This is a genomic window from Bacillus sp. FSL M8-0266, from assembly GCF_038613425.1.
Lineage (GTDB): Bacteria > Bacillota > Bacilli > Bacillales > Bacillaceae > Bacillus > Bacillus pumilus.
The window spans coordinates 920,517-932,159 of record NZ_CP152015.1 but is presented as its reverse complement, the minus strand read 5'-3'; the positions used below and the strand labels follow the sequence as shown (position 1 = coordinate 932,159).

The window sequence follows — 11,643 nt, the reverse complement described above, 5'->3', positions numbered from 1 at the left end:
TTTTCTATTTTATTCATTATTAAGTAGTCGAACGTCTTGGAAAGGATAAAACACAAATGATGTCGTTCCTTGAATATCACTCTTTGTAAAAAGACCTAAGCCATTGCGGCTGTCCATTGAGTTTTGACGATTGTCACCCATGACAAAATACTTGCCTTTTGGAACGGTAAGAGGGCCAAAATCAGGTGTCAGCAAGGTCCCATCTGCGGCTGCTTTCTTTTTGTTTGACGCTAAGTAAGGCTCCGCCACTTTTTGACCATTGACATATAGCTGGTCATTTTTCATTTCAATTTTATCACCAGGTAAACCAATTAATCTTTTGACATAATGAGTGCTGCGGTCTTCCCCATCAAGAACAATAATCTGTCCCCGTTTGTAATCGCCGAAATAATCAACCGTTTTATTCACAAAAACCCGCTCTGTATCTTGTAATGTTGGTTGCATAGAAGTCCCTTTTACAATGTACGGTGCGAATAAAAAGTTACGAATGATAAAAACAGCAATGAATGCAATTAAGATTGCTTTGAGCCAGCCCCATACTTCTGATTTCTTTTTTTGTGTTTTTGTATTTGTTGTCATAAGCTCCTCCTGAAATCCCCTAGGACGAAATGAGTTCCGCTAGCTGCACGCCAGCATCACGCTTGTATCACCCTAAATATAAACATATTTTGCCAACAAATCAAGCGATGAGAGAGAAAAAGGCAAGCACCCTTCTGTGCTTGCCCAAAACTCAGTTACTTAGTAGAAGAATCCTCTTCTTTTTCTTTTGATTTACCATAGAAATAATCAGATGGATTCACTGGTTTAAAATCAGACAGCTTATGGAATCGAAGAAGATCCCTATAAAGCACTTTATCTGAAAGGCTTAACTGATTATCGACACGGGCTTTAATCGCCTCTGTCTTTTTATTTTGTTTCACAACTTTACCTGTTTTTGTATCGTAGACAGTGTTATCTACAAGTGTATATTTTGGTGTCACATAGTTTCCGTTACGGAATGCAACAGTTTGATCATGCTTCTTAGAGAATAGATCTGTTCCAAAATTCACATACTCATTTGAATCAATACCTTGTAAGTGAAGAAGCGTAGGCATCACGTCTACTTCACCACCATACGTATGGTTCACGCCGCCCTGTTTGCCAGGAATACGAATCATGAGTGGTACACGCTGGTTTTGTGCATTTTGATAAGGTGTAATTTCTTTCCCTTGAATTTCACTCATTGCACGGTTATGGTTTTCAGAAATACCATTATGATCACCATATAATAAAATGACAGAGTCTTTATACATACCTGATTTTTTCAAGTCTTTAAAGAATTGCTCTAATGACTCATCTAGATATCTTGCTGTTTGGAAGTAGTTATCTACTGTTTTGTCACCAGTTGTTGCCTTAGCAATCGTCGCATCTTTTTCATCTAAATTAAATGGATAGTGATTAGTCAATGTCATTAAGTGTGCATAAAATGGTTTTTTCATTGATTCTAGCATCGGGATTGATTCTTTAAAGAATGGTTTATCCTTCAGACCCATATTCACAAGATTTTCTTCATCCATGTTGTAATGTGAAGCATCGAAGAATTGATCATATCCCATATGCTTATAAATCGTGTCACGGTTCCAGAAAGATTTGTAATCCCCGTGAAGCACTGCGCTCGTATAGCCTGCTTTTTGATCTAGGATGGCAGGGAGTGATTGGTAAGTATTTTCACCTTTTGTCACAAACGCTGCTCCCTCTGGCAAGCCGAACATACTATTATCCATCATTAGCTCAGCATCAGCTGTCTTTCCTTGACCTGTCTGATGGAAGAAGTTATCGAAATACGTAAACTCCTCTTTACCATGAGCCAGTTTGTTTAAAAACGGTGTCACTTCTTCTCCATTTAGTTTGTAGTCAATTAAGAAAGACTGGAAGCTTTCTAAATGGATTTTAATAATGTTTTTCCCTTTAGCTTTACCGAAATACTCTGCGTTTGGCTTTGCATAGTGAGAAGCTGTATAGTTTACAACATCCGTTAAATCTTCACTGCTCGCATTTGCTACCTGTGTTGCATTTTGTGCTGATTGTACTCCATCATAAATCGTATAATTATAAACACCTAAATATTTGACAACATACTTGTGATCAAATGTTCTTGTTAATAATTCTGGACGGTCCTTTTCAGCTAAATGAAGGTTTACAAAGAACAGTCCTACACCTGTAGCCACAATCAACAGTGCAAATGTCTTTTTCATTTGGAATTTCTTCACTTCTGGTCTCCAAATCACAATCGCAATCAAGATAATAATATCAAGGAAATACAAAAGGTCATGCGGCTTAATACTAGATAACACACCGCCAGTCATGCCTCCTCCAAGATTGCCTGCTTGCTTCATTGTGGAGAAAGTCAAAAAGTCATCAAAGAAACGGTAGTACGCTACATTCGCATATAAAAGTGCGGTCATAATAAAGTCAATGACAATTAAAACAATGGCAGATTTACGACCCTTCAAAAAGAGAGCCAGTCCCAAAAACACAATGGCTGAACTAAATGGATTTAATAAGAGAAGACCCTCTTGAAAAGAACCTTTCACTCCTAAATTAAAGTCCATTTTGTAGGCTGCGTACGATTTCGCCCAAAATAAAAGGACAGCCAATACAAAAAAGCTATATTTGTTCGCAAATATTTTTTTCATAAAACCTCTTCTTTCTTATTATCGTTCTGATATAAATGAAATCATAAAAAATTTACATTGATTTTGCAAATGTAAATCTTCTTCACCAAGCATTCCGATGCTCTGTTTCCGCCGGATATATGTGCTCCTTTAATATAACGAATGAGAAGCATCATAGGTTTCAAAAAAAAATACGAGTAAATAAAAGGAAAAATATCCATTTACATTTCATTTACACACACTTTGCAATTCAATAGATGAAGAAGGGTTTGTAAATCACTCAGTACTACTTTACTTTTTTCATCTATTCATGTCAAAGTAATTATAAAGAAAAGGAAGAATCACCTAGGCTTTTTGACTCATTTACCCAAATATATACAAAATTCGATACATAACATATTCGTATTTATTGTGACTCAACCTCCAGCCATCCATGTATTTTCTCTCCTTCTGACAATCTAAAAAAGTTTTAAGCAAAAAAAGCTTGATTTCTCCTCCTGATGTACGGTGTGATAAACATATAGATTTTCAACAAATCAGGCTGGAGGACATCACATGAAACATAACAAACAAATGAACGCATTTGAAGAACGATTTTCAGAAGAAATAGACCACATTGCTGTCACAGGACCTTCAGGAGTAGGTGCAGGAAAAGCCGGACAGGAATCTCTTTGGACCGCTTCTATTCCACTGATTGCATGGAAGGAAAAAGACCTCATCAAAACCGAAAACATAAGGCTCTGCTGGTTAACAGATGAAGAGGGATTAAGGGAAATGCAGGCACAATTACATAAAGAATCAATCATGACACTTCAGGTCCGAAAAGGTGAAGGTGAGTTCATGCTTGTATCACTCATCGATACAGATACACAGGATGAAGAGCTGCAAGAGATACTAGAAGAAGCCAAAAAACCTGTCTTTTATCATAATGACCTGCTGGGCACCTTTGAATTAGTGAAAGGACTAGACTTATTTGAAACAACGATCCAGTGGAGTAATCAAGAATGCCTGCTCTACTTCAACCTCGAAGAAGATGAAAAAGTAAACGACTCTCTTCCAACCGCTAGACAACTCATGAAAGAGCAGACTACATGGGATGCTTCTATTAAATCATTTGCAGCAAATCAGCTGCTTGAATTAGCTAAAGACTGGCAGGAGCAAGATGACTCCTCTGAAACACAAGAAGAGCTCACACTGGATCAATTTATGAGCCGCATCTCACTTGAAAGTCTGCATGCTTACCCAGATGGAGAGTTTGAAGTCTACTGTCATGACGGTGATTTATTTTGGGGACATGTCATCATTGTCTCAGGCAATATCAATGGCACGTTTCAAGATGCCCACATTGCAGGCTAAAGATTGGAGGGATAAGTAATGGAGATCAAGGCTTTTCATGAATTAAAACAACTAGGAAAAACACCCGTCGTGGCTAAGATTGGCGGCTTTCGTCCTGATCCAACAGCACACAGCTGGTTTGCCGGTCATTTCTTCATCCACCCCGATCAAGGCTGGCCGGCAGACCAAGATGGCGTCATGATTCCGATCTTACAAATTTATTTACCTGAAGTGCCAGGAGGATTGAACGAATTCAATGAATGTAAAATGAATCTTTCTCAACCAGAAAGCACTTCCGATGGATATCACAAAAAACGGAGAAGGCTGGAAGCTCATTGAATATGTAGATATGGAAGGATTAGAAGTAGTTGAAACTCCTGAAGAAGTGAGAGGACTCAAACCCTTTCAAATCCAATGGAACCAAAATGAGCAAGAAGACTACCCTTGCTGGGAAGAAGCGTGGTCATACGTCGATTTATCAGAAGTAAATGAAAGTGATGAAGCGACAGAACACTTCTTTGATCAATACACAAATTATTCATTCACAAAAATCGGTGGGTATGGTGCATATATTCAATCCCCACCTCATCATCAACTAGGCAAATTCATGCTGCAAATCGCCTCAGAAGAAAAACCTCGGTTCATGATTGGTGATAACGGCACGATGTATTTCTATTACGACAAAGACACAAAAGAATGGTCTATGCATTGGGATTGTTTTTAAAGTTTTATTGAATGAAACCTTTCCTCCTTCTAAGCGTAGGAAATAATATGGAAGGAGGAACCAACATGGGATTCATTTTAGATATCTTTTCACTTGCTGTATATATCCCTTTTCTACAGGTAGATGAAGAGGATATCTCTAGAAACGCAGCCCATCTCAAAAAACATAGCTGGTTTCATGAGTTATTAAATGATCCAGCTTACAGACATCTCATCATTTATCATCCAGATGTCCGCCAAGTCATTGGCAGATGTAACACAGATAAACTTCATCAGAAGCGATACAACTTAAAATGCAAACGTAAAGTGCTGAAAGCATTACGTCGTGCCAAGTAAATGGACAAAAGGGCCACGCTTTCCTGTGGCTCTTTTCATCGTTCTCTAAGAAAACATTTGACGCCTGGACAACTCTCCCCGTATATTATGTATAAATCCATCTTTTTCATAGAAAAGGGGGCTTTACATGCGCTTGTTTAAGTACTGGAGAAAAAAGCAGCCTAAACAACAGATCACCTCAGAAATGAAAGAAGAAAGCATCCCAATCAACTTCTCCACACTTCCCTTTGGCACAGACACCTTAGATGATTTTTTGTTCAATTTAGACCTGACCTCGAAGCTCACAGATCCCTATAAAGAAACAGATCCGAACAAATGAACCTATCCTCATCCAATACTGGATGATTTTTTTATACTCAATGAAAGGTGTGGCCCATGAAAACATATTATATCGTCAGACACTGCCAAGCCAATGGACAATCCGAGGATGCGTCTATAACGCCTCAAGGCATCGCACAATCTCAAGCACTAGCACAGTTTTTTAATGGCATTCACCTCAATCAGATCATCTCAAGTCCCTATAAGCGAGCGATCCAAACCACTGAGCCCCTTGCTCATACAAGACAACTCAGAGTGAAAATTGATCAGCGTCTTTCTGAACGTGTGCTAAGCCTCAAACCAATGGACGATTGGTTTGAGAAACTAAAGCTCAGTTTTACGGACTTACACCTGACTTGTGAAGGCGGAGAATCAAGCCTTGAAGCCATGAACCGCATTGTAGAAGTACTATACGAACAAATAAATTCAGGAAAAGATCGTACCCTATTCGTCACACATGGCAATATTATGAGCCTGCTTCTTAAACACGCCGATCCCACGATTGGATTCAAAGAGTGGGAGAAACTAAGCAATCCAGATGTCTATGTCCTGAAATATTTCAAACCAGATCATATAGAAATAGAGCGAATATGGCATAAATAAACGGCAGAATGAATTCTGCCGTTTCCTCATCTATTGTTGATAATAAAAAGCCTCTACCCACTCATACGGCTTCTTACGCTCCGCACACCATTTCATGAAGCCTCTTGTCTCCGTTTGCTGAAATTTCTTCCAGTCCGATAAAAGCTGATCATAATAGGCTACTTGTTTTTCAACATTGGTACGAATCCTCTTATCTTCGATCAGCATCATAACATCTTCAATGCCTTGAATTCGCTCTTGATCTTGATCTTTCTCATAGGTGCTTAAATAAAGATCTTCATGTATATGATGAAACGAATACCACAAAGCCGATAAATAGATTTCGCAAATTTGTACAATGACACGCTGTTCCTTGCTACCTCCAAGCCCTAGCCTTCAATAAATAGGGCAACCCTTCTCCCTGATGCACAAACAAGCCCTGCCAGCGATACGGTCTCACATCCATAGGATCAACCTTCTCCCACTCTTGCAGAACAGGCTGAATCACCCCAATTATCAATGGATACACAAGCAAATGATGACCATCCTCAAACCGTTCAATCTTCTCAAACAGCCAATCAACAAATGAACGCCGTGCTGCAAAATCGTTCTCCTTCATCTCTTCAACAAAAAACTGAAGAACCTTTAACGCATCTTTACGCAGACCCTGTTCTTTCTTCACACAGTACTGTCTAAAAAGCGGATAAGCATGTGATCCCTCGTCTTCAATGATGGTCTGTAATATCGTCTTCATTTGCAAGTTAACAACTCCGCCTTCAAACCACAAAAAAACGTTTCACCACGAGGGTGAAACGTTAGGTTGACGGTAAAAACCGATCATGAAACTTTTAATAGAATAGATACCGGTGGCCGGGGTCGAACCGGCACTCCGTGAGGAACACGATTTTGAGTCGTGCGCGTCTGCCAATTCCGCCACACCGGCATGATCATTAAAGAGCGCAACTTATGATAAAAACATGGTGCCGAGGGCCGGACTTGAACCGGCACGGTAGTCACCTACCGCAGGATTTTAAGTCCTGTGTGTCTGCCAATTCCACCACCCCGGCAGTCTTTTTCAAAAAGGCGACACCCGGATTTGAACCGGGGATAAAGGTTTTGCAGACCTCTGCCTTACCACTTGGCTATGCCGCCATTATTGGAGCGGAAGACGGGATTCGAACCCGCGACCCCCACCTTGGCAAGGTGGTGTTCTACCACTGAACTACTTCCGCAAATCAACTGGGCTAGCTGGATTCGAACCAACGCATGACGGAGTCAAAGTCCGTTGCCTTACCGCTTGGCTATAGCCCAATAATAAAATGGGGCGATTGATGGGAATCGAACCCACGAGTGCCAGAGCCACAATCTGGTGCGTTAACCACTTCGCCACAACCGCCATAGATGTTATGAATCATATTAAGAAAATTGGCAGGGGCAGTAGGAATCGAACCCACACCGGAGGTTTTGGAGACCTCTGTTCTACCTTTAAACTATGCCCCTATGAAAATAAAAATGGTGGAGGGGGGCGGATTCGAACCGCCGAACCCGGAGGGAGCGGATTTACAGTCCGCCGCGTTTAGCCACTTCGCTACCCCTCCACATTTGAAAAACAGTGCCGGCAAGAGGACTTGAACCCCCAACCTACTGATTACAAGTCAGTTGCTCTACCAATTGAGCTACACCGGCAAATAGTGGTGGCTCGGGACGGAATCGAACCGCCGACACACGGATTTTCAGTCCGTTGCTCTACCAACTGAGCTACCGAGCCAAGTATTCATTTTAAAAATGGCGGTCCGGACGGGACTCGAACCCGCGACCTCCTGCGTGACAGGCAGGCATTCTAACCAACTGAACTACCGGACCATTTTGGTTGTACTCAATGAGCAATCCCCATTGGTACATAAAATAATTTGGTTGCGGGGGCAGGATTTGAACCTGCGACCTTCGGGTTATGAGCCCGACGAGCTACCGAACTGCTCCACCCCGCGATGATATAAAAGATATGGTGGAGGATGACGGGCTCGAACCGCCGACCCTCTGCTTGTAAGGCAGATGCTCTCCCAGCTGAGCTAATCCTCCGAATAAAAAATACTGGTGTATATTCTATAAAATGGTGACCCGTACGGGATTCGAACCCGTGTTACCGCCGTGAAAGGGCGGTGTCTTAACCGCTTGACCAACGGGCCCTTTATTATGTAAATTGTGGCGGAGAGCAAGGGATTCGAACCCTTGAGACGGGGTTACCGCCTACACGATTTCCAATCGTGCTCCTTCGGCCACTCGGACAGCTCTCCAAATTGGCTCCGCAGGTAGGATTCGAACCTACGACCGATCGGTTAACAGCCGATAGCTCTACCACTGAGCTACTGCGGAATGAAGAAAGCCTGGCGATGTCCTACTCTCACAGGGGGAGACCCCCAACTACCATCGGCGCTGAAGAGCTTAACTTCCGTGTTCGGTATGGGAACGGGTGTGACCTCTTCGCCATCATCACCAGACAATTTAGTGACAAAAGATATTATACTATGTATTGAAAATAAATCAAGAGATATTTAAAAAATGTTCTCTCAAAACTAGATAACAATGTTCAAACTTCACATTAGAATATAGGTTAAGTCCTCGATCTATTAGTATCTGTCAGCTCCACGTGTCACCACGCTTCCACCTCAGACCTATCAACCTGATCATCTTTCAGGGATCTTACTTCCTTGCGGAATGGGAAATCTCATCTTGAGGGGGGCTTCATGCTTAGATGCTTTCAGCACTTATCCCGTCCGCACATAGCTACCCAGCGATGCCCTTGGCAGAACAACTGGTACACCAGCGGTGCGTCCATCCCGGTCCTCTCGTACTAAGGACAGCTCCTCTCAAATTTCCTGCGCCCGCGACGGATAGGGACCGAACTGTCTCACGACGTTCTGAACCCAGCTCGCGTACCGCTTTAATGGGCGAACAGCCCAACCCTTGGGACCGACTACAGCCCCAGGATGCGATGAGCCGACATCGAGGTGCCAAACCTCCCCGTCGATGTGGACTCTTGGGGGAGATAAGCCTGTTATCCCCGGGGTAGCTTTTATCCGTTGAGCGATGGCCCTTCCATGCGGAACCACCGGATCACTAAGCCCGACTTTCGTCCCTGCTCGACTTGTAGGTCTCGCAGTCAAGCTCCCTTGTGCCTTTACACTCTGCGAATGATTTCCAACCATTCTGAGGGAACCTTTGGGCGCCTCCGTTACATTTTAGGAGGCGACCGCCCCAGTCAAACTGCCCACCTGACACTGTCTCCCTGCCCGATAAGGGCAGCGGGTTAGAAGGTCAATACAGCCAGGGTAGTATCCCACCGATGCCTCCACCGAAGCTAGCGCTCCGGTTTCCAAGGCTCCTACCTATCCTGTACAAGCTGTACCAACATTCAATATCAGGCTGCAGTAAAGCTCCACGGGGTCTTTCCGTCCTGTCGCGGGTAACCTGCATCTTCACAGGTACTATAATTTCACCGAGTCTCTCGTTGAGACAGTGCCCAGATCGTTGCGCCTTTCGTGCGGGTCGGAACTTACCCGACAAGGAATTTCGCTACCTTAGGACCGTTATAGTTACGGCCGCCGTTTACTGGGGCTTCAATTCGCACCTTCGCTTACGCTAAGCGCTCCTCTTAACCTTCCAGCACCGGGCAGGCGTCAGCCCCTATACTTCGCCTTACGGCTTCGCAGAGACCTGTGTTTTTGCTAAACAGTCGCCTGGGCCTATTCACTGCGGCTTCTCGGGGCTTTAACACCCTAAGAAGCACCCCTTCTCCCGAAGTTACGGGGTCATTTTGCCGAGTTCCTTAACGAGAGTTCTCTCGATCACCTTAGGATTCTCTCCTCGCCTACCTGTGTCGGTTTGCGGTACGGGCACCTCTCACCTCGCTAGAGGCTTTTCTTGGCAGTGTGGAATCAGGAACTTCGCTACTAAATTTCGCTCGCCATCACAGCTCAGCCTTTACGGGAAACGGATTTGCCTATTTCCCAGCCTAACTGCTTGGACGCGGATATCCAATACCGCGCTTACCCTATCCTCCTGCGTCCCCCCATTGCTCAAATGGTGAGGAGGTGGTACAGGAATATCAACCTGTTGTCCATCGCCTACGCCTTTCGGCCTCGGCTTAGGTCCCGACTAACCCTGAGCGGACGAGCCTTCCTCAGGAAACCTTAGGCATTCGGTGGACGGGATTCTCACCCGTCTTTCGCTACTCATACCGGCATTCTCACTTCTAAGCGCTCCACCAGTCCTTCCGGTCTGACTTCACAGCACTTAGAACGCTCTCCTACCACTGTTCGTAAGAACAGTCCGCAGCTTCGGTGATACGTTTAGCCCCGGTACATTTTCGGCGCAGAGTCACTCGACCAGTGAGCTATTACGCACTCTTTAAATGGTGGCTGCTTCTAAGCCAACATCCTGGTTGTCTAAGCAACTCCACATCCTTTTCCACTTAACGTATACTTTGGGACCTTAGCTGGCGGTCTGGGCTGTTTCCCTTTCGACTACGGATCTTATCACTCGCAGTCTGACTCCCAAGGATAAGTCATCGGCATTCGGAGTTTGACTGAATTCGGTAACCCGGTAGGGGCCCCTAGTCCAATCAGTGCTCTACCTCCGAGACTCTTACCTTGAGGCTAGCCCTAAAGCTATTTCGGAGAGAACCAGCTATCTCCAGGTTCGATTGGCATTTCACCCCTACCCACACCTCATCCCCGCACTTTTCAACGTGCGTGGGTTCGGGCCTCCATTCAGTGTTACCTGAACTTCACCCTGGACATGGGTAGATCACCTGGTTTCGGGTCTACGACCACGTACTCATGCGCCCTATTCAGACTCGCTTTCGCTGCGGCTCCGCATCTTCTGCTTAACCTTGCACGGGATCGTAACTCGCCGGTTCATTCTACAAAAGGCACGCCATCACCCTTTAACGGGCTCTGACTACTTGTAGGCACACGGTTTCAGGATCTATTTCACTCCCCTTCCGGGGTGCTTTTCACCTTTCCCTCACGGTACTGGTTCACTATCGGTCACTAGGGAGTATTTAGCCTTGGGAGATGGTCCTCCCGGATTCCGACGGAATTTCACGTGTTCCGCCGTACTCAGGATCCACTCTGGAGAGAACAACATTTCAGTTACAGGGCTGTTACCTTCTTTGGCGGGCCTTTCCAGACCTCTTCGCTTATATCGTTCCTTTGTAACTCCGTATAGAGTGTCCTACAACCCCAAGAGGCAAGCCTCTTGGTTTGGGCTGTTCCCGTTTCGCTCGCCGCTACTCAGGGAATCGCATTTGCTTTCTCTTCCTCCGGGTACTTAGATGTTTCAGTTCCCCGGGTATGCCTTCTCATACTCTATGTATTCAAGTATGGATACTACTCCATTACGAGCAGTGGGTTTCCCCATTCGGAAATCTCCGGATCAAAGCTTGCTTACAGCTCCCCGAAGCATATCGGTGTTCGTCCCGTCCTTCATCGGCTCCTAGTGCCAAGGCATCCACCGTGCGCCCTTTCTAACTTAACCATTTCTTACTTTAGAAAGAATCACTATGTGTGATGAACTTTGCATTGCATTCAATGTGAATGTATTACTTATTGTTATCTAGTTTTCAAAGAACAATCCTGTCTCGCTAGAGACATGTTTTGAAGGAATGATCCTTCAAAACTAAACAAGACGAAAA

Annotated in this window: 8 protein-coding genes, 16 tRNA genes, 2 rRNA genes and 1 pseudogene; 6 read left to right on the top strand and 21 right to left on the bottom strand. The window is 44.2% G+C overall.

From position 1 onward, the window contains the following. Nucleotides 1-9 precede the first annotated feature (9 nt). Together lepB and MKY83_RS04495 are read right to left on the bottom strand one after the other, a co-directional pair. The gene (lepB, locus tag MKY83_RS04500; RefSeq protein WP_044141633.1) at nt 10-579 is read right to left on the bottom strand and encodes a signal peptidase I; all 570 of its coding nucleotides are present in this window, start codon (nt 577-579) and stop codon (nt 10-12) included. Between the two features lie 155 nt (nt 580-734). Further along, nucleotides 735-2,675: an LTA synthase family protein gene (locus tag MKY83_RS04495; RefSeq protein WP_065097751.1), complete on the bottom strand. Its 1,941-nt coding sequence runs from the start codon at nt 2,673-2,675 to the stop codon at nt 735-737. A gap of 534 nt (nt 2,676-3,209) precedes the next feature. On the opposite strand from MKY83_RS04495, the gene MKY83_RS04490 reads away from it, so the two are divergent. From MKY83_RS04490 to MKY83_RS04465, 6 genes are all read left to right on the top strand, one after another. Further along, on the top strand, nt 3,210-4,010 hold the full coding sequence (locus MKY83_RS04490) for a DUF2262 domain-containing protein (RefSeq protein ID WP_065097750.1): 801 nt from the start codon (nt 3,210-3,212) through the stop codon (nt 4,008-4,010). A gap of 18 nt (nt 4,011-4,028) precedes the next feature. Next, nucleotides 4,029-4,328 (top strand): hypothetical protein, encoded by a 300-nt coding sequence (locus MKY83_RS04485; protein ID WP_342488203.1) that lies wholly within the window; start codon nt 4,029-4,031, stop codon nt 4,326-4,328. Next, nucleotides 4,288-4,713: a DUF1963 domain-containing protein gene (locus tag MKY83_RS04480; RefSeq protein ID WP_223252901.1), complete on the top strand. Its 426-nt coding sequence runs from the start codon at nt 4,288-4,290 to the stop codon at nt 4,711-4,713. Before MKY83_RS04485 ends, MKY83_RS04480 begins: the two co-directional genes overlap by 41 nt. Nucleotides 4,714-4,778: 65 nt before the next feature. Further along, nucleotides 4,779-5,048, top strand: coding sequence for a hypothetical protein (locus tag MKY83_RS04475; RefSeq protein WP_065097749.1), 270 nt, complete (start codon nt 4,779-4,781; stop codon nt 5,046-5,048). Nucleotides 5,049-5,175: 127 nt separating this feature from the next. Further along, a complete protein-coding gene (locus MKY83_RS04470) occupies nt 5,176-5,367 on the top strand; it encodes a hypothetical protein (RefSeq protein ID WP_065097748.1) in 192 nt (63 codons plus the stop codon). A 56-nt stretch (nt 5,368-5,423) separates the two neighbouring features. After that, nucleotides 5,424-5,969: a histidine phosphatase family protein gene (locus MKY83_RS04465; RefSeq protein WP_065097747.1), complete on the top strand. Its 546-nt coding sequence runs from the start codon at nt 5,424-5,426 to the stop codon at nt 5,967-5,969. Between the two features lie 30 nt (nt 5,970-5,999). Here MKY83_RS04465 and MKY83_RS04460 read toward each other — a convergent pair. From MKY83_RS04460 to MKY83_RS04370, 19 genes and pseudogenes are all read right to left on the bottom strand, one after another. After that, nucleotides 6,000-6,708, bottom strand: a pseudogene (locus MKY83_RS04460) (hypothetical protein). A 101-nt stretch (nt 6,709-6,809) separates the two neighbouring features. After that, nucleotides 6,810-6,891 (bottom strand) — tRNA-Leu (locus MKY83_RS04455). Between the two features lie 35 nt (nt 6,892-6,926). Beyond that, nucleotides 6,927-7,015, bottom strand: a tRNA-Leu gene (locus tag MKY83_RS04450). Between the two features lie 14 nt (nt 7,016-7,029). After that, nucleotides 7,030-7,100: transfer RNA gene (locus MKY83_RS04445), tRNA-Cys, on the bottom strand. Between the two features lie 5 nt (nt 7,101-7,105). Then, nucleotides 7,106-7,180, bottom strand: a tRNA-Gly gene (locus MKY83_RS04440). Between the two features lie 7 nt (nt 7,181-7,187). After that, nucleotides 7,188-7,259, bottom strand: a tRNA-Gln gene (locus MKY83_RS04435). 9 nt (nt 7,260-7,268) lie between these two features. Beyond that, nucleotides 7,269-7,344 (bottom strand) — tRNA-His (locus tag MKY83_RS04430). Nucleotides 7,345-7,374: 30 nt separating this feature from the next. Beyond that, nucleotides 7,375-7,448, bottom strand: a tRNA-Trp gene (locus MKY83_RS04425). Between the two features lie 13 nt (nt 7,449-7,461). Beyond that, nucleotides 7,462-7,546, bottom strand: a tRNA-Tyr gene (locus tag MKY83_RS04420). 15 nt (nt 7,547-7,561) lie between these two features. Beyond that, nucleotides 7,562-7,634: transfer RNA gene (locus MKY83_RS04415), tRNA-Thr, on the bottom strand. Between the two features lie 6 nt (nt 7,635-7,640). Then, nucleotides 7,641-7,716 (bottom strand) — tRNA-Phe (locus tag MKY83_RS04410). A gap of 18 nt (nt 7,717-7,734) precedes the next feature. Next, nucleotides 7,735-7,811: transfer RNA gene (locus MKY83_RS04405), tRNA-Asp, on the bottom strand. 48 nt (nt 7,812-7,859) lie between these two features. Continuing rightward, a tRNA-Met gene (locus tag MKY83_RS04400) sits at nt 7,860-7,936 on the bottom strand. A 15-nt stretch (nt 7,937-7,951) separates the two neighbouring features. Then, nucleotides 7,952-8,027 (bottom strand) — tRNA-Val (locus tag MKY83_RS04395). A gap of 32 nt (nt 8,028-8,059) precedes the next feature. Then, nucleotides 8,060-8,134 (bottom strand) — tRNA-Glu (locus MKY83_RS04390). Between the two features lie 17 nt (nt 8,135-8,151). Next, nucleotides 8,152-8,242 (bottom strand) — tRNA-Ser (locus MKY83_RS04385). A 4-nt stretch (nt 8,243-8,246) separates the two neighbouring features. Continuing rightward, nucleotides 8,247-8,321, bottom strand: a tRNA-Asn gene (locus MKY83_RS04380). A gap of 9 nt (nt 8,322-8,330) precedes the next feature. Next, nucleotides 8,331-8,446 (bottom strand): 5S ribosomal RNA (gene rrf, locus MKY83_RS04375). Between the two features lie 109 nt (nt 8,447-8,555). Further along, nucleotides 8,556-11,486 (bottom strand): 23S ribosomal RNA (locus MKY83_RS04370). Nucleotides 11,487-11,643 lie beyond the last annotated feature (157 nt).